This window comes from Pseudoflavonifractor capillosus (assembly GCF_016902575.1).
GTDB lineage: Bacteria > Bacillota > Clostridia > Oscillospirales > Oscillospiraceae > Enterenecus > Enterenecus capillosus_A.
This window is the reverse complement of record NZ_JACSNZ010000002.1, coordinates 17716-39352: the sequence shown is the minus strand read 5'-3', so window position 1 is coordinate 39352 and position 21637 is coordinate 17716. Positions and strand designations below refer to the sequence as shown.

The following is a 21637-nucleotide window of genomic DNA, read 5'->3' as shown; positions in this document are numbered from 1 at the left end:
ACAATGAGAAATAGATTGAGGAGTGATGATTCCGTGTTGGGTGATGACAGTATAGTCCTATTGGTTGTATTATTTTGTATGGTGGTGATGAGTGCGTATTTCTCCGCCACCGAAACTGCGTTTACCTCTCTCAACCGCATTCGGCTCAAGAGCCGGGCGGACAACGGAGATGCCCGGGCCGCCCGTGTACTGGCTCTGGCGGAACGATACGACCAGCTCCTGTCCACCATCCTGATTGGCAATAACATTGTCAACAATGTGGCAACTACCCTATCCACCGTGCTGTTTATTGATTTTCTGGGGCCGGGCAAAGGTCCTGCTGTGTCCACGGTGGTACTTACCATTGTAATTCTGATTTTTGGTGAAGTCTCCCCCAAGAGCCTGGCCAAGGAGTCCCCGGAGAGCTTCGCTCTGTTCTCCGCCCCCTTCCTGCGTTTTTTCATGGTGATTCTCACCCCCGCCACCTTCTTCTTTACCCTGTGGAAGAAGCTGCTGTCCAAGGTGTTCCACACCAAAGATGAAGTGGGCATTACCAACGAGGAGCTGGTGACCATGGTCACCGAGGCGGAAGACCAGGGCGGCCTGGATGCCGAGGAGAGCCAGCTCATCTGTTCCGCCATTCGCTTTGACGATCTGGAGGCCTCGGACATTCTCACGCCCCGTGTGGATATCGTGGCTCTGGAGGACACCGCATCCATGGAGGAGGCCACCGCCCTGTTTGCCCAGGAGGGGTACTCCCGGATGCCGGTGTATCACGAGTCCCTGGACAACGTGGTAGGTGTCATCCACCAAAAGGATCTATTTGCCGCCCGCTACCACGGCCGCACCCAGCTGCAACCCCTCATTCATCCGGTGCTCCATGTGACTACCAGCACCAAAATTGACGATCTCATGCGCCAGTTCCAGCGCACCAAGACCCACATGGCCATCGTGGTGGACGAGTACGGCGGCACCGAGGGCCTGCTGACCATGGAAGACGTGGTGGAGGAGCTGGTGGGCGACATCTGGGATGAACACGACGAGGTGGTGGAGCAGTTCCGCCCCCAGCCTGACGGCAGCTACCTCATCGCCTGCTCGGCAAACCTGGACGATATGTACGACCTGTTCTCCGTCACCGGCTCCTGCGACGCCGCCACTGTCTCCGGCTGGGTGCTGGAGCAGATGGGCCGCATCCCCGATGTGGGGGACCACTTTGTGTGGGAGAACCTGGATGTCACCGTCACCAACGTGGAGCACCACCGGGTGCTGGAAATTTTGGTGAAAAAGATTTCTAAAGAAAGCGAAGCATAAAAAAGAACGGGCCTTGGCCCGTTCTTTTTTATGTCAAAAAACATGTTGTCTATGCAAAAATATGAACGTTTTTGCATAGGCAAAAGCCCTCGGCAGAGTTTTCCCATCCGCAGATGGGAAAATAAATTAGAATCACGTTTTTTTCGGGGACATGCGCATCGAAAAAAACACATCTCAGCCCGCCAGTGTGGCCTTGGGTCGCCCTTTGACCCAAGGGTGCATGCAGCGGGCTGCATTCCCTCGAAAAAATGCTTGCATTTTTGAGAAGCGTGTCGAACTTTTTCGACACGCTCAAGAACGGGCTGTCGCCCGTTCTTTTTTATGCTCCAAACAGCCACCGCACCGCCCAGCTGGCAGCGAGAAAGCCCGCCATATCAGCGCACAGGGCCGCCGGAATGGCATAGCGAGTGCGGTTAATCTTTGCGGCGCCAAAGTACACCGCCACCGTGTAAAAGGTGGTCTCGGTGGAGCCAAGCATCACCGCCGCTGTGCGCCCCACCAGAGAGTCCGGGCCGTAACTGCTGATCAGCTCCGCCCCCAGCCCCAGGGCGGCTGTGCCGCTGACAGGCCGCACCACCAACAGTCCCACCGTCTCCGGCGGAATGCCCACCCAGCTCAAAACCGGGGCCAGCACCCCCTCCAGCAGCTCCAGCGCCCCAGAGGCCCGGAGCATATACACCCCGCACAGCAGCCCCACCAGGGAGGGCACCATGCCCACTGCCGTGCGCAGGCCCTGGGTCCCCCCCTCCACCAGGGTTGACCACACATCCACCTTACAGGATAGCCCCCAGACCGCCACCGATAGCAGAATGCAAGGTACCACCATGGACATCACCAGGCACTCACCTCCACAGCCGTGCCATCACCTTGGCCGCCACAATCCCCACGGTCACCGATACCGCTGAAGCAAGCCACACCGCTGGCAGGATGTCAAAGGCCGATACACTCCCCGCCGCCTGGCGTACACTGGCCACGGTGGCAGGAATGAGCTGAATGGATGCTGTGTTGCACACCACCAGCATACACAGGCTGTCACTGGCCACCCCGCCCGTCCCCTCCGCCATCAGCTGAGCAGCTCGAATGCCCAAAGGCGTGGACGCATTGCCCAGCCCCAGCAGATTGGCCGCCACATTGGCACTCACCGCCCCCATAACCCGCTCATCTCCACTGTGTTGGGGATAGAGCCGGGAGAGCACAGGGTGAAGGCACCGGGACAGACCGCCAACCAGGCCACTTTTCTCCATCACCTTCATCACACCCATCCACAGGCACATCACTCCCGCCATAGCCAGGCACAACTCCACCCCGGCGTTGGCACCCTCCAGCGCCGCAGCTGCAATGTCATCCATGCGCCCTGTGGCTGCTCCACACAAAATAGATGCCCCCACCATGACCACCCAAATCCACGACATAGCCATCCTGCCACCCCCTTATCTCTCCATCCCTATGCCCCTTCCGTGCCTGCCATAACCCTTCGACAATTTTCTTGGAAAATTCTTATACTTCTTTTAATTTTATGCTTTTTCGATTGACAAGATTATACACTGTGTTATAATGAGATTGCTTCGTGAAAGTGCACATTTTGTAAGGAGGACTTCACACATGAAATCGACTGGAATTGTCCGCAAGGTGGACGAGCTTGGCCGCATCGTTCTGCCCATTGAATTGCGCCGTACTTTGGACATTGCGGAACGTGACGCCCTGGAAATTTACGTGGATGGCGGCTCTATCGTGCTAAAGAAGTACGAGCCCGCCTGTATCTTCTGCGGAGAATCTTCTGATATCACCACTTTTAAGGGTAAAAACATCTGCGCATCCTGCCTGCGGGAACTGGAAGAAAAGTAAATACTTTTTACGGCAAAACCCCGGTGGAAATTGTTTCCACCGGGGTTTTTTGTCATTTTATGCCTGTTTTCGCCAAAAAATAAAGGGGCGTTTTTATACTATTGGTAATCACTTTCCCAGGCTCATATCGTACAGCTGCCGCTTTTTCATGCCAAATTCTTCCCCAGCCTTGGCACAGGCCTCCTTCAGAGACAGCCCTTCGCTCCGCAGCTGTTCCACTCGCTTCAGGGCCAGCTGGGGATCTGCCTGCTCCACTGGAACCTCCTCTGCCCCTTCCACCACCAGAACATACTCTCCTCTGGGCGGACGGCTGGCGCAGTCCTCCAGGGCCTGACCCACGGTTGTACGTACCACCTCTTCATGGAGCTTCGTCAGCTCCCGGCACAGGGCGATCCGCCGCTGGGGGCCAAACACCGCCACAAAATCCTCTAAGGTGTCCTCCAGCTTGTGGGGGGCCTCATAAAAGACCATGGTGCGCTGTTCCCCCTTGAGACTATCCAAGTGGGAACGGCGATTTTTCTTGTTTTGGGGCAGGAACCCCTCAAAGGTAAAACGGGCAGTGGGTAGACCCGAGGCGGACAGGGCACAGATGAGGGCACAGGGGCCGGGAACCGCCTCCACAGCGATCCCCTGCTGGGCGCACAGCGCCACCAGATCCTCCCCGGGGTCGGAAATGGCGGGGGTGCCCGCATCGGTGACCAGGGCACAACTCTCTCCCGCCAGCAAACGCTCCACAATGGAAGGCCCCGCTGTGGAAAAGTTGTGGCGGTGGTAGCTGACCATGGGCTTTTTCAGCCCCAGATGATTGAGCAGCTTTACCGTCACCCGGGTGTCCTCGGCGGCCAAAAAGTCCGCCTGAGCCATGGTGTCCGCCATACGCCGGGAGATGTCCCCCAGGTTGCCAATGGGGGTGGGAACCAGATACAATTTACCGCTCATCGCTATCTCCTCACTTTCCCGGCGCAGCCGCTGCGGCTCCCTTCATGGTCAGGGAGATGCGTTTTTTCTTCTCGTCCACCTCTTTGACCCACACCGTCACCACATCACCCACGGACAGCACCTGGGAGGGGTGCTTGATGAAACGGTCGCAGATCTGGCTGATGTGCACCAGACCGTCCTGGTGGACCCCGATGTCCACAAAGGCACCGAAGTCGATGACATTGCGCACGGTGCCTTTCAGCTCCATCCCCGGCTTCAAATCCTTCATCTCCAGCACGTCGGTACGCAGCACAGGGGCGGGCAGCTCGTCTCGGGGGTCACGCCCCGGCTTCATCAGCTCTCCGGCCACGTCCAACAGGGTGGGTACACCCACCCCGCACTCTTCCGCCGCCCGCTCTGCGCCGTAGGCCTTCACCTTGTCCATCAGGTCCTGGAGCGTCCCCGCTTTCACCTGGGCCATGGTGTAACCGCACAGCTCCAGCAGCTTCTGGGCCGCCTCATAGCTCTCTGGGTGGACGGCGGTGTTGTCCAGGGGAGATTTGCTCTCGGGCACCCGCAGGAATCCAGCGCACTGCTCAAAGGCCTTGGGGCCCAGCTTTGGCACCTTCAAAATCTGTTTGCGGGTGGTAAAGGGGCCGTTTTCCTCCCGGTACTTCACAATGTTCTTGGCGGTGGTCTGGGTCAGGCCAGCCACCCGGGCCAGCAAGGGTGCCGAAGCGGTGTTCACATCCACCCCCACGCCGTTGACGCAGTCCTCCACCACCCCGTCCAGAGCCTCGCCCAATCGGGCCTGGGGCATGTCGTGCTGGTACTGGCCCACGCCGATGCTCTTGGGGTCAATTTTCACCAGCTCGGCCAGAGGATCCTGGAGCCGACGGGCAATGGACACCGCCGAACGCAGGTTCACGTCATAGTCGGGGAACTCATCAGCGGCCAGCTTGGAGGCGGAATACACCGAGGCCCCTGCCTCGTTGACCATCATATAGGTGACCCCGCAGTTTAGCTTTCCAATCATCTCCACCGCCATCTGCTCGGTCTCCCGGCTGGCGGTGCCGTTGCCGATGGCAATGTGCTGCACATGGTGCTTTTTCACCAGGGCGGAGAGTTTAGTAATGGCCTCCTGCTTCCCCCGCTCCCCGTGGGTGGGATAGACCACGGTGGTGTCCAGCACCTTGCCCGTGGGGTCAATGACCGCCACCTTGCATCCCATGCGGTAGCCGGGGTCCAGGCCCATGGTCACATGGCCCTTCACCGGAGGCTGCATCAGCAGCGGCTTGAGGTTGAGGGCGAACTGGCCAATGGCCCCCTCCGAAGCCTTCTCGGTGAGGTCGCTGCGCACCTCCCGCTCCAGGGAGGGAGCAATGAGTCGGCGGTAGGCGTCCTCGGCAGCAGCCTTTACAAAAGCCATGGCGGGGGTGCCGGGGCGCACCACCTGGCGGCGAACAGCCACCAGGGCCTCCTCCTCGTCCATGTCCACCGACACCTTCAAAATATCCTCCCGCTCTCCCCGGTTCATGGCCAGTACCTGGTGGCCCATCACCTTGCTCACAGGGGCGGAGAACTCATAGTACAGCCGATAGACGGTGTCCTCCGGCTCCTTGGCAGCAGCTTTGGACACCACCACTGCCTTTTTGGAATAGAGAGCGCGAAGGCTCTTGCGGATGTCCGCATCATCTGAGATCCACTCCGCCACAATGTCGGAGGCTCCCTGCAACGCTGCCGCCACATCCTCCACACCCAAGTCCGGGTTGACGAAGTCCTGAGCCAGTACCTCGGGGTCGGGACAATCCCGTTTTTGTTCATAGAGGGTCTGTGCCAGGGGCTCCAGTCCCTTCTCCTTGGCCATGGTGGCCCGGGTGCGCCGTTTTTGCTGATAGGGGCGGTACAAGTCCTCCACCTCCGCCAGGGTCTGGGCCTGGTCAATGGCTTGGGCCAACTCGTGGGTGAGTCTCCCCTGGTTTTCAATGGCGGTTTTTACCTCCTGGCGCCGCTTGTCCAAGCCCCGCAGATATTGCAGACGGTCAGAGAGCTGACGGATGAGCTGGTCATCCATGCCCCCGTGGAGCTCCTTACGATACCGGGCGATGAAGGGCACGGTATTCCCCTCGTCCAAAAGATTGATGACGTTTTCCACATGCTTGGCCGGGACAGACAGCTCCTGGGCCAAACGCTTGATGAGTTCTTCCATTGGTATTCTCCTTTACTCCAGGCCGCTTTCCCGGCTGACCCACTCCATGCACCATTCCACCATCCGGTCGCAGTGGCACTTGCGCTCCTCGCCCCGCTGGGCAGCAGCCTTGAGCAGTTGGGCACAGTGGACATCCCCGTGGGCCTGGCGAAACTCCCGCAACAGCTGAGAGCGCTTCTCCTGGGGCATCCCCAGTCCGCCCATGGCAACAAAAGCCCCGGTGATGGCTCCGCACACCGAGCCGCAGCCCATACCAGCGCCAAAATTCTGCCCCAGGGCATTGGCCTGCTCATGGGCCAGCCCCATATCCTGGGCAAAGGGGATGAGCACCGACTGGGCGCAGTTGTAGTGTACCTGAGTATCGGCCCGCAGGGCCTTGCTGTGTTCTTTTCTTGTCATGGTTTTTCGCTCCATTTCCTTAACTCAATGAAAAATATCCGGGTTATCCCGGAACATAAGTTCAACGCGCCGCCGAAGGGGACGGTGTTCCTCCCGCATCAGGTCCGGGTCCCCCTCCACCAGCTCCTGGGCCACCTGGCGGGCCTGGTGCAGCAGTTCCAAATCGGAGGCAAAGTCCGCCACCTTCAGCTGGGGCAATCCGTGCTGCCGCTGGCCGAAAAAGTCGCCGGGGCCTCGCAACCGCAAGTCCTCCTGAGCAATGCGGAAGCCATCTGTGGTCTGGGTGAGCACCCGCAGCCGCTGTCGTGCGGTTTCGCTCCGGCTGGAAGAGACCAGCACACAATAACTTTCATATTTCCCCCGGCCCACCCGGCCCCGCAGCTGATGGAGCTGAGATAGGCCAAAGCGGTCGGCATTCTCCACGATCATCAACGTGGCGTTGGGCACATCCACCCCCACCTCAATGACGGTGGTGGAGACCAGGATCTGAATATCTCCTCGGGCAAAGGCGGACATGATGGTCTCCTTGTCCTTTCCCTTCATCTTGCCGTGGACAAAGCCCACCTTCAAATCAGGGAACACCTGCTCTTGCAGCTGCTTGGCATAGGTGGTCACCGCCTTGAGATCCATGGCGGGAAACAGGGAGGTCTGCCCCTCCCCTTCCTCCCCCTGATTCTCCTCCACAGCAGGGCACACCAGATACACCTGTCTGCCCTGGCCCACCTGGGAGCGAACAAAGCCGTACATCCGCTGCCGCTTGTCCTCCCCCACCACATAGGTGGAAACCGGTGTACGTCCGGGAGGCAGTTCGTCGATGATGGACACCTCCATATCTCCGTAGATCATCAGGGCCAGGGTGCGGGGAATGGGGGTTGCGGACATCACCAGCACATGGGGCGGAGTTTTTCCCCCCTTGGCAGCCAGAGCACCCCGCTGGGCCACCCCAAAGCGGTGCTGCTCGTCGGCAATCACCAGGCCCAGCTGATGGTACTCCACCCCCTGGGAAAAGAGAGCGTGGGTGCCCACCAGCACCTGAATATCTCCCTGGGCCAATTCCTGGAGCAGTTTTTTCCGCCCCGCTCCCTTCACCGACCCGGTGAGCAGCTCCACCCGGATGCCACTGGGCCCCAACAGGGCGGACAGGGTGCGGAAGTGCTGCTCGGCCAGCAGCTCGGTAGGGGCCATGAGGGCACACTGTACCCCGCTGAGGGCCGCCACCCACGCCCCGTAGGCAGCCACCGCCGTCTTGCCCGAGCCCACATCTCCCTGCACCAAGCGGTTCATGCTCTGCCCCGAAGTGACATCGTGGAAGATATCCTCCATGGCCCGGCTCTGAGCACCGGTGGGAGCAAAGGGGAGCAGGGCGGCAAATTCCCCGGGGGATTTGGATGTGAAGGTCAACCCGTCAAAGTGCTGCCGCCGTCCTTTCAGCATGGCAAGGCCACAGGTGAGGGTCATAAGCTCCTCAAAAATCAGCCGCTTTCTCGCCCCCTCCAGGCCCTCAAAATTCTGGGGAAAGTGGATGTTGGACAGGGCAAACTCCTGCTGGCACAGCCCGTACCGCTGGCGCACCCACAGGGGAAGTACCTCTTCCACCGTAGGGGCCACCTGATCCACCGCCAGCCGGGCCAGATTCATCATCAGGGCGTTGTGGATGCCCGCCGTCAGCGGGTACACGGGGACAATGCGTCCGGTGTACTTCTCCTCTCCCTCCTTTTCAAAGAGTGGGTTGACCATGGCAAGCCCTCTGCCCTGCCGCTCGGCCTTGCCGTAGAAGACATACACCTCACCGGGGGAAAAGGTGTGACGGAGGTAACTCTGGTGAAAGAAGGTGAGGTTCAGCGTCCCCGTCTCGTCCACGCACCTCACCTTCACCAGTTCTACCCCGCTGCGTGCCCGGGACAGCTGGGGAGATTGGGCAATCATGGCCTTGACACAGCACATCTCCCCTTCCGGGGCCTCCCGCACCGTGTAGATCTTCCGCCGATCCTCATACCGGAGGGGGAAGTGCCACAGTACATCTTCCAGCCGCTCCAGCCCCAGCTTAGCCAGCTTGCCGCTGCGCACCGGACCAACCCCCGAGAGGGAAGCCAATGCTACATTTGCCCCCTGCTCCATCCTTCTCACCTCCATGTTCTGGAATTTTCACGTTCAGAGGCTCTATTGTACCACAATCCCGCCCCCCTGACCACCCCAATCTCCCGCACATCTGTCTCCCACAGATGGACTTTTGTCTGTTTGCCACAACTTCAACCGCTGAAGTCCGGTTTTCATGTCAGATTTACTAAGTTTGTTTTTTAACAGGGTTTCTCCGTTGCAAAAGGGGGAATCTAGCACTATAATGTACCTTATCAACCACTCTCAACCATATAAAGGAGGTCAGACTGTGGCTCAACAATTCTCCAAGGTGCTCGCCGCCAACCGGGGCGAGATCGCCATTCGTATCTTCCGTGCCTGCCACGATTTAGGACTTCATACAATGGCCATGTACTCCAACGAGGACACCAATTCCATGTTCCGCATCAAGGCAGATGAGGCCTACCTCATTGGAGAGAACCAGTCTCCCCTGGGAGCCTATCTGGACATTCCCGCCATCATTGACCTGGCTAAGCGCCGGGGTGTCACTGCCATCCACCCCGGTTACGGCTTTTTGTCCGAGAACGCCGACTTTGCCCGGGCCTGTGAGCAGAGCGGCATCAAGTTCATCGGCCCTCCCTCCCAGGTACTGGCCCAGATGGGAGACAAGCTGGCGGCCAAAGCCACCGCTATTGCCTGTAACGTGCCCATCATCCCCGGCTCCACCCAGCCCTTGAAGGACGCCGATGAGGCGGTGGAAAAGGCAGTGAGCTATGGCTTCCCCATTATCCTCAAGGCCGCTGCAGGCGGCGGTGGCCGTGGTATGCGCCGCTGTGACAGCGTAGAGGACGTGCGCCGGGAGTTTGAGCTGGTGAAAAACGAGGCCCGCAAGGCCTTTGGCAACGAGGATATCTTCATCGAGAAGTTCCTGGTGGAGCCTAAGCACATCGAAGTGCAGATCCTGGCCGACGAGCACGGAAATGTCATGCACCTGGGTGAGCGTGACTGCTCCCTCCAGCGCCGCTATCAGAAGGTAGTAGAGTACGCCCCCGCCTGGTCGGTGCCTAAGGCCACTGTGGAAGCTCTGCGAGCGGACGCTGTAAAAATCGCCAAGCACGTGGGCTACGTCAATGCCGGAACCGTGGAGTTTTTGGTGGACGGCAAGACGGGTCAGCACTATTTCATTGAGATGAATCCCCGGATTCAGGTGGAGCACACCGTCACCGAGATGGTCACCGGGGTGGACCTGGTGCGTGCCCAAATCCTCATTGCCGAGGGGCATCCCCTGTCCCACCCCGCCATTGGGCTGGCTCGTCAGGAGGATTTGCGCATCTACGGCTACTCCATCCAGTGCCGGGTCACCACCGAGGACCCCTCCAACAACTTCGCCCCTGACACGGGCAAAATCTCCGCCTACCGTTCCAGCGGCGGTTTTGGCGTGCGTCTGGACGGCGGTAATGCCGCCGCCGGGGCAGTCATCTCCCCCTACTACGACTCCCTGCTGGTAAAGGTCACCACCTGGGACAACACCTTTGCCGGGGCCTGCCGTCGGGCCACCCGTGCTGTGAACGAGGAGCATGTGCGAGGGGTAAAGACCAACATTCCCTTTGTCACCAACATCCTCAGCCACCCTGCCTTCCTGGCCGGAGCCTGCCACACCAAGTTCATTGACGACACCCCCGAACTCTTTGACATTGAGAGCAGCCGGGATCGTGCCACCAAGGTTTTGAAGTACATCGCCCAGATTCAGGTGGACAACCCGGACACTGAGCGCAAGCAGTACCACAAGCCCCGCTTCCCCACCCCCACTGGAAAGCCTCTCCATGGCCTCAAACAGCTGCTGGATGAGAAGGGCCCCGAGGCTGTGAAGGAGTGGGTGCTCAGCCAGAAGAAGCTGCTCATCACCGACACCACCATGCGGGATGCCCACCAGTCCCTTCTCTCCACCCGGATGCGTACCCGTGATATGCTCCACGGAGCGGACGGCACTGCGGAGATCCTGAACGACTGCTTCTCCCTGGAGATGTGGGGTGGGGCCACCTTTGACACTGCCTACCGCTTCCTCCATGAGTCCCCCTGGGACCGTCTGGAGCAGCTGCGGGAGAAGATTCCCAACATTCCCTTCCAGATGCTGCTGCGAGGCTCCAACATGGTGGGATATGCCAACTTCCCCGACAACCTGGTGCGAGAGTTTGTACGGGAGGCCGCCCGTGAGGGCATCGACATCTTCCGGGTGTTCGACTCCCTGAACTGGATCCCCGGCATGGAGGTGGCCATGGAAGAGGTGCTGCGCCAGAACAAGGTTCTGGAGGCCACCATGTGCTACACCGGTGACATCCTCGACCCTAAGCGGGACAAGTACACCTTGAAATATTATGTGGATATGGCCAAGGAGCTGGAGCGCCGGGGTGCTCACACCCTGTGCATCAAAGATATGTCCGGCCTGCTCAAGCCCTACGCCGCCAAGAAGCTGATTACCACCCTCAAGCAGGAGGTGGGACTGCCCATCCACCTGCACACCCACGACACCACCGGAAACCAGGTTGCCACCTATCTCATGGCCGCCGAGGCCGGGGTAGACATTGTGGACTGTGCCACCGCCTCCCTGTCCAGCCTCACCAGCCAGCCCTCCCTCTCCGCCGTGGTGGCGGCACTGGAGGGACAGGAGCGGGACACCGGTCTGGATCTGCGGGAAATCCAGCGGCTGGACAACTACTGGGCCGATGTACGTCTGCGCTACGCCAACTTCGACGAGGGTCTCAAGAGCCCCACCACCGACATCTACCGCTACGAGATCCCCGGCGGCCAGTACACCAACCTGTACCCGCAGGTGGTGTCCTTGGGTCTTGGTTCCCGTTTCGACGAGGTCAAGGAGATGTACAAGACCGTCAACGACATGCTGGGCGACTTGGTGAAGGTGACCCCCTCCTCCAAGATGGTAGGAGACCTGGCCATCTTCATGGTGCAAAACGACCTCACCCCGGAGAACATCGTGGAGCGAGGCAAGAGCCTGTCCTTCCCCGACTCGGTGGTGAGCTACTTCAAGGGTATGATGGGCCAGCCCGCCTGGGGATTCCAGCCCGAGGGCCTGCAAGAAGTGGTTCTCAAGGGCGAGAAGCCCATCACCTGCCGCCCCGGTCAGCTGCTGCCCCCCGTGGATTTCGAGGCTGTGCGTCAGGAGATGACCCACTTTATGGAGCCCGAGCATATCACCACCCGAGGAATCCTCTCCTACTGCCTCTTCCCCAAAGTGTATGAGGACTACCGTCGCCACCGCCAGGAATACGGCTACATCACCCGGATGAGCAGCCATGTGTTCTTCAACGGCATGGCCATCGGTGAGACCAACAAGATCAACATCGAAGACGGCAAGACCCTGGTCATCAAGTATCTGGGTCTGGGCGACCAGAACGATGACGGCACCCGCACCGTGAACTTCGAGCTCAACGGCGCCCGCCGAGAGGTGGCTGTGCCGGATAAGCGGGCCGAGGTCAAGGGCAAGGTGGTCGTCATGGCCGATCCCGAGGATAAGAGCCAGGTTGGCTCCTCCATCCCCGGCATGGTGTCCAAAGTGTCTGTGAAGCCTGGCGACACTGTGGAGGAAAACCAGGTGGTGGCTGTCATCGAGGCCATGAAGATGGAGACCTCCGTGGTAGCCCGGATGGCCGGTGTGGTAGATCAGGTGTTTATCACCGACGGTACCGGCGTCAAGGCTGGCGAACTGCTGATGACCATCAAAGTGAAATAACCCTTTTTTATGGTGGAGATTCCCCAACGGGAATCTCCACCATATTTTTCCCATTAGTCGGTATATCGATTTCACCTCCTGTCCAAAATAGCCGTGGAGGTGTTATTATGAACCAGAAACCGAATTTGTGGCAGCGAGCTGTGGAATTTGTCACGGGAAAGGGATTCTATCTTGCTGTGCTGGTGTGTGTCATGGCCATCGGCCTGTCCGCCTACTTCCTCATTCAGGGTGTGCGCGGAACCATGCCGAAGCTGGCCGATCAAGCCGCCTCAAGCACAGCATCCATCACCGTCACCCCGAAGGTGAATCCTACCCCACGCCCCACCGCAACACCTGCTCCTACCCCGTCTCCCACACCCACCGCAGTACCCACACCCACACCCACCGCATCCACCCAGGAGACCGCAGCCCAGTACTCCTGGCCGGTGAGCGGCACCGTGATCTCCTCCTTCTCTGTGGAGGCACTGTCCTATAACGATGCAATGGGAGACTGGCGCACCCACGACGGTATTGACATCGCCTCTTCCCTGGGTACCCGGGTACAGGCTACCGCCAAGGGCACAGTCAGCCAGGTATATGATGACGATGTGATGGGCGTCACTGTGGTGGTGGACCACGGCAACGAGCTGTACAGCGTCTACGCCAATCTGGCGGAAAATCCCCCTGTTTCTGTGGGAGACACCGTGGTGTCGGACACCGTGGTGGGCGAGGTGGGAAATACCGCTGTTTCGGAGAGCGGCAAAGAACCCCATCTGCATTTTGCCATGTACCAGGGCAACGATGCCATCAACCCCGAGGAATACCTGGGGCAATAAGAAAAGGGATGCACGAAGCGCCGCCTCGTGCATCCCTTTCTTTTAACTCTCCATGTGTCGGCCCAAAAATGTGGCTGCCATCTGAGCCATTTTCTCCTCTGTCTCGCCCACCGGTACGTCTCCATGGAGCAACAGCACACTTCCTAAAACGTCTCCGTGGCTGACGATGGGATGGACGCTCTCCACCAGATATCGTCCATCCCCCTCCAGCACTGCAAACTCACTGTCGCCCCGCACACTTTTGCGCTGTTCCATGGCGTCCTCCAGCTGGGCGGACACAGTGCGCTCCAGCACTTCCTTCCGGGGCACGCCCCCGGCGGCAATACAGCAGTCCCGGTCAGTGACCACCACAGGAACGCTGAGCACTCGATACATAATTTCACACAAATTCCCGGCCAGCTCACTCATATCCTCCATCTGAGAATACTTGCGGAAGATCACGCCGCCTTCTCGGTCGGTATAGATCTCTAGAGGGTCACCGTCACTGACAACATTGGCATGGAACGCCTTGTCCAGGTGCTTGTTAGACTCCTGAACGATGGTGACCGATGAGATATGCCCCATGCCCTCATTAAAATTTACGGCGCCCTCCAGGGTTCCTGAGCGGAGTATGGCGTCCACGTCCGATTGCAGCTGGATCTCCAAGTGGTCCTCATAGACCTTGATCTGCCGGATGATCAGCTCCAGGTCGTTGCGCTCCAAGGTGTCCTTGTTGAGAATGTCCTCAAAGACCTCCATGGCGGTGCGGGCGGCTCGGTTGACCTGGATGATGGTGTTGCGCTTGTCAGACATCATTTCAATCTGATGGCTGATGCCCTCAATTCGCTTTTGCAGGTCTGCCTCCAGCTCGTCGTAGGTCTGCTCCAGCAACTCTTCCTGCTCCGGGTGCTTCATCAGGTCCCGGATGCGCTGGCGTTTTGTGACCTTCAGTTCTTCCTGGAGATCCACCAGCACCTCGGCCAGGTGGTCGGCGCTCTGCTCCGTCTCCGCTACATCCTCCTGCTCCCGGGCCAAGTCCTCATTGAGTCGCTGGAGCATCTCAGAGGAGTGATCCATCACCTGCCGGACATAACTTTTCAGAAGCTCATCCAGCTTGTCCACCCGGATGTGGTGGGAGGTACATCCCGACCGCCCCCGGCGGTGGTAGGTGCCACAGGTGTAGGCGTTTTTCAAATCCTTCCGGCTCATGGCAAACATGGGGCTGCCGCAGTCCCCGCACACCAGGAACCCGGAGTACACATTGTCGTACTTTTTCACCCCCCGGTAGTTGGAGGTGGTACGCATTTCCCGCAAAGCCCGGGTGGTGGCAAAGGTGCGGTAGTCGATGATGGCCTGATGGTGGTTCTCGATGACAATATGCTCGCCCTCGTCCTGGCGCACGTCCTTGCCGTTGATTTTCTTGCGGGTATACTTTCCCTGGCGCAGAGTACCAATGTAGAAGTCGTTGTCCAGAATGCCCTGCACCGTCACCAGCGCCCAGTCACGCTTCACCGTCCGGCGATACTCCTCCCCGGCCGCCTCCTTCCGGGCCTGCTCCGCCATGCGAGGGGTGGGGATGCCCTGGTCGGTGAGGTAGTTGGCGATCTTCTTATACCCCCACCCCTCCTCGTTGTAGAGACGGAAGATGGTACGCACCACGTCTGCCTCGGTGGGAACCACCTCAAAGGCCTGCTGTTTGTTGACAATGTAGCCATAAGGAGCGGCACAGATCCATTTCCCGTCCGCCTGCCGACGCTTGATAACGTTCTTCACCTTTTTGCTGGTGTCGGTGACGGGCATTTCGTTGATAAGGAATTGGAACTGGATTTTCAGCCAGTCATCGTCGTTGGGGAAGTCGATGCCGTCCCCGATGGAGATGATTCGTGCCCCGGCATCCCGCAAGTCCTCCAGCTCCACCAGTCCCCGACTGTTGCGGCGGGAGAAACGTGAGAAGTCCTTGACCACCAGGATGTCGTATTTGTGGCTCACCAGTCCCTTTCGCATGGCCTGGTAGCCCTCCCGCTGCTCGAAGGTGTAGCCGGAGCGGTCCCGGTCCTCGTAGAAGGTGAGGGTGCTACCCGGAAATTTCTGCTTTACAAAGTCCTGGATGATGGCCTTTTGGTTTTCGATGGACACGTTGTCCCGGTCCAGTTCCTCGTCCACCGAGATACGGCAATAACCGGCGATGTCATAGGTTTCGATCACACCGCAATCCTCCTTTCATCAGATGTACATACTCCACACAATATCTCCTGTTTTTGTGTCGCGGATATGTAATGTGGCGTTGCGCAGACCGTGAGGGAGCCTGTCACAGGTAGATAAGTCAATCTCATAGACAAATCGGTTCCAGTCCCGAAAACTGGACAACCAAGACACATCGTTGCGTTCTACCTCCACGCACTTTCTTATGTAGTCGCTGGCCTCCAATATGTGCGGATAAGACGCTACGAGCATCATCATCTTCATAGGATATCTCCATTCCTCCAACCACGATTCATCATAGATTTCACACCCGACACATAGTCCCATGTCCAGGAAGATGTGGTTGAATAGAATTTCTGCAGAGACGACATCCAGTCCATGATCCAACAGAAGTTTGAGCATCCGTATACCGCCCTCGTTGTTCATATGGGCCATCAACCATACCGGATTCAGATAGTCATCAATCTCCGGTGCTGTATTTGTGGTTGATACATCCATTCCATAGGCTAAGAACAGGCGCAGCAACTCTTGCCTTTTCTCATTGAGTTCTTCCTCCCATGCCACATCGATGAACATTTCATGCAGCACAAAATTGTCATATTCTTTCTCGTCAAAAATACCCAGTGGGTCTGCCCCTTGTTGCAGCAGTACCTCTGCCCGTTCCACATCAGTTTCTTTTACCGCTTCCAATAGTGCTCGATTCAGTTCCAGCTGCTTGTATTCCATGGCATCCTCCTTTCAACAATATAGTTAACCAAAACTTCTCTTGTTGTAGATAACATTGTACATCGGTTCTTGCGAAATTGCAAGGGGAAAATAACTGAAGCAGGGGAGGCAGTTCGCACTGCCTCCCCCATGTCTCACTGAGTCATCACCGGCTCCATTTGCATTTTCTTTTGCCTCTGCACCTCTTTCTCCGCTGACCGCCGGCGGTTGTAGAGCAGGAGATCCCGGGTCTGCTCGTACAGGTTTTCCTCTCCCGACAGGAACACTGCTACCAGATACTTTTGCGCCTTGTACTGCTGGTAGATGGGTTTCAAGGATTCCCGGAACTCCGGGTCATTTTTTTCCTCTCGGGTCAGCCACAGCTCTACCACTTTACTTTTTTCACGTACGTTCATTTGCAATGGGCTATCATCTCCTATCCAACATTTTCCTCTGCTTGCCTGAAAAATATTCACATGGATGGTTCCCATGTGGGTTTGTCCCCATGATCATCCGCCTTGTGTCCCAAGGCGATTTTCTTTTCCTGTTGTTTGCGCCGGGCTTTTCGGTCGGTATGGGAAGGCATGGTGGTGGCATCCCTCACGGGAGCAGCAGACTGAGTTTGCTCCAGCCTCCGCCCCAGGCCAACCAGAGCAGCAGCAACCCTCCTATGCAGAGATTGAGCCCTTCACCATCTCCCCTACTATATCCTCCACTTATACCTTTGCCCGCAATCCCAAACACGAAACAGACATGGTGTTTGTCCAGCGGATAGAATTCCCCACCCTCATTCACTTTTACATCTTCGATCTGTTGAACGGGTTGCATCACGGACACGCCCCCAGCCAGTGCCAGAACTGTGGGCATTATTTTCTCACCACCAACGCCCACGTTCCCAAGTACTGCGACGGCATGGCCCCCCAGGACAGTCGCATGACCTGCCGACAGTACGGAGCTATGATGCACCAGAAGGAGCAAAACAAACACCACCCCATCTACAGTCTGTTCAGCACCCGCACCGGTACCATCCGCAAACATCACCAGCGGGGCAAAATTTCGAACGAGCTGCGGCAGGAGGTGCTTCATTTGGCGGCAGTCTATCGGGACAAGGCCCTTATGGACAACGACTATGCCACCCACGGGTATGCACAGGACATGGAGCTGGAGGCACTCTATTCTCAGGCCCAACAGCGTTTGGAACGAGGAAAACAGCCATGAGAATGTACCATTGCTCCTCCCCCTCTTGCAGCAATGAAGAGCTTGCCCGTCAGATTCAGGCAGGAGACCGTCAGGCGGCTTCTCACTTACTCTCCCAGAACGAGGGATACCTCACAAAACTGGCCACCACATATGCCAAGCAGCTTTCCCAACTCTCTCTGATGGAAGATTTGAAACAAGAGGGTGCGCTGGCACTTCTGGAGGCGGCACAGCGGTTTGACCCGTCCAGAGGAACCAAGCTTTTGACCTATGCCACCTCTGCCATTGAGGCCGCCATGCAGGACTTTGCCGCCCGAAGCTCCTGCCCTCTGTCTTTCCCGGCGGAGCGTTACCAACAAGTGCGTCAGGTGGCTTTTCTCTGTGCTGACTATGAGCAGGAAAGCGAGGAGGAACTTCTCGCTGCAATCCAGAAAAAACTATCGGTCTCTGCCCAGGTGGCCAAACGGCTGCTGGAGGAGTACCGCACCTTCTTTCACACGGAATCCTTGGGTGACCGTGTCTTTGATGTAAGTTATGGCGGTGATCCCGCCAAGGCCTATGACCGATTTATGCGCCGGACGCTCCTTTCTCAGCGTATGGAGGAGGTCCTGAACCCCCGGGAGCTGAATCTGGTGCGTAGCTATCTGGGCCTGGATCAGCCGGAGGGACGGGGCATGACCTTTCAGGAGCTGGCCATTCGTTTGAACTACAACGGCCCCAGCGGAGCTGAGAAAGCATATAAGAGTGCCATCAGAAAGCTAAAGCAACAACTCAACGGCGGTGCCTATGGGCACTGGATTGCTATGCAGAAGGCCATTCGGGAGGCGGTGCGAGAAGTTTGTGGTAACCCCAGATAGACCAGATGGGAGGCGATAATATGAGCATTTTATCCCTGGCCAGCGGGCAGTCTGCCTCCCGTGGCTATGATTATTTCCAGAACAAAAAAGTTTTGCATGTGGAGCCGTGGGGCGACACCTCTTACCACGGCACTGTGGCTGGAAGCAACGGCGCAAGCTATGACGTGACTGTTCACAGGTCCGGAGTGGCAGATGGAGCGTTTTCTGGATATGTATGGTGATTTTTATGAAAAACGACCGAGCACACCCCATGCGACAAAAATCGCATGGGGTGTGCTCGGCTTTCTCTCGTCCTACTTCACCTGGATCTCTTTTTCCACTTCTTCCATAGCATATAGCGGAAGATTCACCAGCCAGGTTTCTCTCCGATAGTCCGACATGGAGGTGCGCACACAAATGTCCGGCTGGAACTTATCTCGATAGGTGCGCAGACTCTTGGCCTGCAAATTCTCCTCCGCTTTTACCTCGATGGGGACCACGGTCTCCCCGTTATCCACCAGAAAGTCGATTTCGCAAGAGCCTCTGTCATTTGTGTAATAATAAGTGTTCAGTTGCGGCAGCGTTTTCAACTGCTGGATGACGTATTGCTCCGTCAGTGCCCCCTTGAACTCCACAAACATATCGTTCCCGTCCAGCAAGGTTCTCTGACGCAGCCCGGTCATACACCCCAGCAGACCAACGTCCACCACAAACAGCTTAAATGCCTTCAAATCCTCATATGCTTTCAGGGGCAGATTTGGGGTATTGACCCGGCTGACTTTATGAATAAGGCCGCAGTCCGACAACCACATGATGGCTGCCTCATAGTCCTTGGCTCTCCCCCCCTCTCGCACCAGACCGTAGATGAACTTTTTGTTTTCCTTGGCCAGTTGGGATGGAATGCTGTTCCACACCATGCGGATGCGTGGGACAATTTCATTGGGGGCGTGTTTGGAGAAGTCCTGTTCATAGGCAGACAGAATCCTTTTTTGAATCTCCCGCACCTCATTAAAGTCCCAATTCTCCGAAAAATGCCCCACCGCTTCCGGCATTCCCCCCACATAGTAGTACTGCTTTAAGGCATCGATATAGGTCTGCTTGAAGGGGGTAATCATAGAAAAATCCATGCTGTCCAGGAGCTGAGCAAATCGCTCCTTTCCTGTAGCCATGAGAAATTCCCGAAAGGACAGGGGATATAACTTCAAGAAATCCACCTTCCCCACAGGGAAGGATGTTCCCCCATGGAGTGCCAACCCCAACAGAGAACCGGCACAGATAATGTGGTACTCCGGGGCATTTTCGTAAAAGTATTTTAGGCTGGACAGTGCCTTGGGCACCTCCTGCACCTCATCAAAGATGAGGAGTGTCTGTTCTGGATGAATTTTTCGTCCGGCGTATAGCTCCAATCCCATGAGTAAGCGATCTGTGTTGAGATCCACAGCAAATAACTCCGCCATGGAGGAATTGGCATCGAAGTTGATGTAGACCATATCTTGGTAGGCGGTTCTCCCAAACTCCTTCATCAGCCAGGTCTTGCCCACCTGGCGAGCCCCCTCAATAATCAGTGGCTTGCGGTATTTACTGTTTTTCCACTTGTGAAGCGCTTCTAAGGCAACCCGGTACATGGGCAACCCCCTCCTTGCATTTGGTACACATATCATATTCCATTATTACAAAAAATGCAACGAGTTTCTGTCGAATCCTTTCAAAAACTACATCGACTTTTTGTGCTATCCCCTTTACCAGCCTATCATCAGCTTACAATTTATTGCAGTTCCTGTTGTTTCTGCCGCTCCAACTTCTTCTCTGCCGTCCGCTGACGGCTCCAGCGCAGGAGATCCCGGGTCAGTCATAACGCTACCACTTTACTTTTTTATGTGCGTTATTTGCAACGGGTCATTACCTAACATCCAGGATTTTCCTATGTTTCCATAGAAATCTTTCCGTCGTCATACAACAGAACATGCAATTGCATAAATTTCATTTCAGTCCATTTCCAGAAGAACCCGGATATTCTCCCGGTCCTTTTCTCTCTCCTCATTGCTGAGTTTCCCATATGGAACTAGATCGGTGTGGAGCCGTTGGACCGGGTCTTTGCGCCTTCCTCCCTCCGGCACCCCCTGCCGCCAGTTATTCAGATAGTGATATCGGCACCAGCGCATGTGCTCCAACTCTGCCAGCAGCTCCAGCTGATCCTCCGTTAGTCTCTCTCCCTCCACAGGCCATCCCAGGGCGGCAAGCATATGCAGGCGCACCTGATGATAGTCTGCTGCGCTGACATTGGAGTAACGGGTAAAACCGTCCAGTTTCTCCCACTCTCCCTCTCCATTCTCGGGAGTCTCCTCCACGCCGCTGTAAATATGGGCATAGCGCAGGTTAATCCTCTTGGCCCTCTGAAAGAGAATATCACTGAAAATATGGACCAGAGAACAGCTCTCTCCCTCCCAGTGGAATACCCGCAGCCGCTCCTGCCCCGCCAGCAGCTCCAATCCACGCTCTCCAGCGGTGAATACATCCAGCACCAGGGCTGTGGTGGACAGCAGCAAATCCCGGACCAGAGCAAGTTGTCCTTCCTGGGTCAGGACCACTACCATCTCAGCCGCTTCCAACAATTCCAGCTTCTCATACCAGGACTCCCGATGGAAAATGACCCGGTCCTCTACACAGGACAGGCAGGTATGAACGGCGGAAAATTGCGCTGCTTCTCCAAAGATGTGATATTCAATTTTCTGGTCCGGCGCAAAAATGTTATTTTGCAGACCGTGGAGCAGGAGCTGCTCCCCCAAAGGGCCAAAGCCCACAAAGACAATGGACATTTGGTGACCGCACCTGACCGATGTCTCATAGAGACACCTCTTCTTCCAAAACAATCGGGCCGCCGTCTCATGGGGGCAGAACAGGTGTAACCCGGGGTCAGAGACAGACTGGGCAGGAATGGTGTCAGAGCGCAGGTAGACGGTATGCCCGGACAACGTCTCCCGGTTGTCCCCATAGAAATCAAAGTTCTCCCCCTCCTCCCCCAGCAACAGGTAGCTCTGGGCAGAGACCAGCTTCCACGCATCTCCCCCGTCAATTCCCCGCCTCCCCAGCCGGGCCAACATGTCCTCCCGCTGCTCCCGGGGGCCATAGACCGCCACGCTGTCACCCCAGAGGTATCGAATCCAGCGCCGCACCCCGTCTCGGACAGCAGCCACCGCCAGAAATACTCCACTGGCGGTAGCCAGAGGCGCAGTCCATCGGGCCAGTTCCACCAAAAGATTTGGGGGTGAGATTTGATAGTTCATGATATACAGGGATGCACACTGAAATAGGGAGTCCAATACCGGTGCCCCCTCCAGACCAATCAGGCCCACAGCCCCCAGCACAAAGGGAGCCAGGAAGAGCAACGCTTTTCCCAGATTCATCCACCTTGATTTCA

General features: G+C 57.2%; 18 protein-coding genes. 7 read left to right on the top strand and 11 right to left on the bottom strand.

The genetic code is table 11. The annotated features are described in order from the left end of the window. The first annotated feature begins 3 nt into the window (after window positions 1-3). Window positions 4-1290 (top strand): CNNM domain-containing protein, encoded by a 1287-nt coding sequence (locus H9X86_RS01215; protein WP_204899773.1) that lies wholly within the window; start codon window positions 4-6, stop codon window positions 1288-1290. Between the two features lie 319 nt (window positions 1291-1609). Here H9X86_RS01215 and H9X86_RS01210 read toward each other — a convergent pair whose 3' ends face one another. Together H9X86_RS01210 and H9X86_RS01205 are read right to left on the bottom strand one after the other, a co-directional pair. Further along, window positions 1610-2122, bottom strand: coding sequence for a spore maturation protein (locus H9X86_RS01210; protein WP_204899860.1), 513 nt, complete (start codon window positions 2120-2122; stop codon window positions 1610-1612). Window positions 2123-2132: 10 nt separating this feature from the next. Beyond that, window positions 2133-2708 carry a nucleoside recognition domain-containing protein gene (locus tag H9X86_RS01205; RefSeq protein WP_204899772.1) on the bottom strand — a complete coding sequence of 192 codons (576 nt, stop codon included), beginning with the start codon at window positions 2706-2708 and terminating at the stop codon, window positions 2133-2135. Window positions 2709-2892: 184 nt separating this feature from the next. On the opposite strand from H9X86_RS01205, the gene H9X86_RS01200 reads away from it, so the two are divergent. Further along, window positions 2893-3135 (top strand): AbrB/MazE/SpoVT family DNA-binding domain-containing protein, encoded by a 243-nt coding sequence (locus H9X86_RS01200; protein ID WP_204899771.1) that lies wholly within the window; start codon window positions 2893-2895, stop codon window positions 3133-3135. Window positions 3136-3243: 108 nt separating this feature from the next. On the opposite strand, the gene rsmI is transcribed toward H9X86_RS01200, so the two are convergent. From rsmI to recG, 4 genes are read right to left on the bottom strand one after another with little or no spacing between them, the layout of a single operon-like run. Continuing rightward, complete coding sequence (gene rsmI, locus H9X86_RS01195) at window positions 3244-4074, bottom strand: 16S rRNA (cytidine(1402)-2'-O)-methyltransferase (protein ID WP_204899770.1); 831 nt, start codon at window positions 4072-4074, stop codon at window positions 3244-3246. 10 nt (window positions 4075-4084) lie between these two features. After that, window positions 4085-6262 carry a Tex family protein gene (locus H9X86_RS01190; protein WP_204899769.1) on the bottom strand — a complete coding sequence of 726 codons (2178 nt, stop codon included), beginning with the start codon at window positions 6260-6262 and terminating at the stop codon, window positions 4085-4087. A 12-nt stretch (window positions 6263-6274) separates the two neighbouring features. Next, a complete protein-coding gene (locus tag H9X86_RS01185) occupies window positions 6275-6661 on the bottom strand; it encodes a C-GCAxxG-C-C family protein (protein ID WP_204899768.1) in 387 nt (128 codons plus the stop codon). A gap of 24 nt (window positions 6662-6685) precedes the next feature. Beyond that, on the bottom strand, window positions 6686-8779 hold the full coding sequence (recG, locus tag H9X86_RS01180; RefSeq protein ID WP_204899767.1) for an ATP-dependent DNA helicase RecG: 2094 nt from the start codon (window positions 8777-8779) through the stop codon (window positions 6686-6688). A 268-nt stretch (window positions 8780-9047) separates the two neighbouring features. On the opposite strand from recG, the gene H9X86_RS01175 reads away from it, so the two are divergent. Next, window positions 9048-12485, top strand: coding sequence for a pyruvate carboxylase (locus H9X86_RS01175; RefSeq protein WP_346011404.1), 3438 nt, complete (start codon window positions 9048-9050; stop codon window positions 12483-12485). Window positions 12486-12592: 107 nt separating this feature from the next. After that, a complete protein-coding gene (locus H9X86_RS01170; protein WP_204899765.1) occupies window positions 12593-13300 on the top strand; it encodes a M23 family metallopeptidase in 708 nt (235 codons plus the stop codon). Between the two features lie 42 nt (window positions 13301-13342). On the opposite strand, the gene H9X86_RS12845 is transcribed toward H9X86_RS01170, so the two are convergent. From H9X86_RS12845 to H9X86_RS01155, 3 genes are all read right to left on the bottom strand, one after another. Further along, window positions 13343-15484, bottom strand: a complete 2142-nt coding sequence (locus H9X86_RS12845; protein WP_204899764.1) for a stage V sporulation T C-terminal domain-containing protein — start codon at window positions 15482-15484, stop codon at window positions 13343-13345. 18 nt (window positions 15485-15502) lie between these two features. Then, entirely contained in the window at window positions 15503-16207 is a 705-nt protein-coding gene (locus tag H9X86_RS01160) for an ankyrin repeat domain-containing protein (protein ID WP_204899763.1), read from the bottom strand. Between the two features lie 134 nt (window positions 16208-16341). Further along, a complete protein-coding gene (locus H9X86_RS01155) occupies window positions 16342-16608 on the bottom strand; it encodes a hypothetical protein (protein ID WP_204899762.1) in 267 nt (88 codons plus the stop codon). 58 nt (window positions 16609-16666) lie between these two features. Here H9X86_RS01155 and H9X86_RS12675 point away from each other — a divergent pair, with 58 nt between their 5' ends. From H9X86_RS12675 to H9X86_RS01140, 3 genes are read left to right on the top strand one after another with little or no spacing between them, the layout of a single operon-like run. Further along, complete coding sequence (locus H9X86_RS12675) at window positions 16667-17404, top strand: DUF6076 domain-containing protein (protein WP_346011403.1); 738 nt, start codon at window positions 16667-16669, stop codon at window positions 17402-17404. After that, window positions 17401-18240 (top strand): sigma-70 family RNA polymerase sigma factor, encoded by an 840-nt coding sequence (locus H9X86_RS01145; RefSeq protein WP_204899760.1) that lies wholly within the window; start codon window positions 17401-17403, stop codon window positions 18238-18240. Before H9X86_RS12675 ends, H9X86_RS01145 begins: the two co-directional genes overlap by 4 nt. Before the next feature lie 20 nt (window positions 18241-18260). After that, window positions 18261-18461 carry a hypothetical protein gene (locus H9X86_RS01140; RefSeq protein ID WP_204899759.1) on the top strand — a complete coding sequence of 67 codons (201 nt, stop codon included), beginning with the start codon at window positions 18261-18263 and terminating at the stop codon, window positions 18459-18461. Window positions 18462-18533: 72 nt separating this feature from the next. Here the strand turns inward: H9X86_RS01140 and H9X86_RS01135 are convergent, their stop codons facing one another. Continuing rightward, complete coding sequence (locus H9X86_RS01135) at window positions 18534-19844, bottom strand: ATP-binding protein (RefSeq protein WP_204899758.1); 1311 nt, start codon at window positions 19842-19844, stop codon at window positions 18534-18536. Window positions 19845-20204: 360 nt separating this feature from the next. Next, complete coding sequence (locus tag H9X86_RS01130; protein WP_204899757.1) at window positions 20205-21623, bottom strand: RyR domain-containing protein; 1419 nt, start codon at window positions 21621-21623, stop codon at window positions 20205-20207. Window positions 21624-21637: the final 14 nt, after the last annotated feature.

Bases quoted from the DNA above. Each gene is read 5' to 3' on its own strand.
- H9X86_RS01170 (WP_204899765.1), top strand. From the start codon at position 12,593: ATGAACCAGAAACCGAATTTGTGGCAGCGAGCTGTGGAATTTGTCACG.
- rsmI (WP_204899770.1), bottom strand. From the start codon at position 4,074: ATGAGCGGTAAATTGTATCTGGTTCCCACCCCCATTGGCAACCTGGGG.
- H9X86_RS01130 (WP_204899757.1), bottom strand. From the start codon at position 21,623: ATGAATCTGGGAAAAGCGTTGCTCTTCCTGGCTCCCTTTGTGCTGGGG.
- H9X86_RS01135 (WP_204899758.1), bottom strand. From the start codon at position 19,844: ATGTACCGGGTTGCCTTAGAAGCGCTTCACAAGTGGAAAAACAGTAAA.
- H9X86_RS01140 (WP_204899759.1), top strand. From the start codon at position 18,261: ATGAGCATTTTATCCCTGGCCAGCGGGCAGTCTGCCTCCCGTGGCTAT.
- H9X86_RS01185 (WP_204899768.1), bottom strand. From the start codon at position 6,661: ATGACAAGAAAAGAACACAGCAAGGCCCTGCGGGCCGATACTCAGGTA.
- H9X86_RS12675 (WP_346011403.1), top strand. From the start codon at position 16,667: ATGGTTCCCATGTGGGTTTGTCCCCATGATCATCCGCCTTGTGTCCCA.
- H9X86_RS01215 (WP_204899773.1), top strand. From the start codon at position 4: ATGAGAAATAGATTGAGGAGTGATGATTCCGTGTTGGGTGATGACAGT.
- H9X86_RS01145 (WP_204899760.1), top strand. From the start codon at position 17,401: ATGAGAATGTACCATTGCTCCTCCCCCTCTTGCAGCAATGAAGAGCTT.
- H9X86_RS01160 (WP_204899763.1), bottom strand. From the start codon at position 16,207: ATGGAATACAAGCAGCTGGAACTGAATCGAGCACTATTGGAAGCGGTA.
- H9X86_RS01210 (WP_204899860.1), bottom strand. From the start codon at position 2,122: ATGTCCATGGTGGTACCTTGCATTCTGCTATCGGTGGCGGTCTGGGGG.
- H9X86_RS01205 (WP_204899772.1), bottom strand. From the start codon at position 2,708: ATGGCTATGTCGTGGATTTGGGTGGTCATGGTGGGGGCATCTATTTTG.
- H9X86_RS01190 (WP_204899769.1), bottom strand. From the start codon at position 6,262: ATGGAAGAACTCATCAAGCGTTTGGCCCAGGAGCTGTCTGTCCCGGCC.
- recG (WP_204899767.1), bottom strand. From the start codon at position 8,779: ATGGAGCAGGGGGCAAATGTAGCATTGGCTTCCCTCTCGGGGGTTGGT.
- H9X86_RS01200 (WP_204899771.1), top strand. From the start codon at position 2,893: ATGAAATCGACTGGAATTGTCCGCAAGGTGGACGAGCTTGGCCGCATC.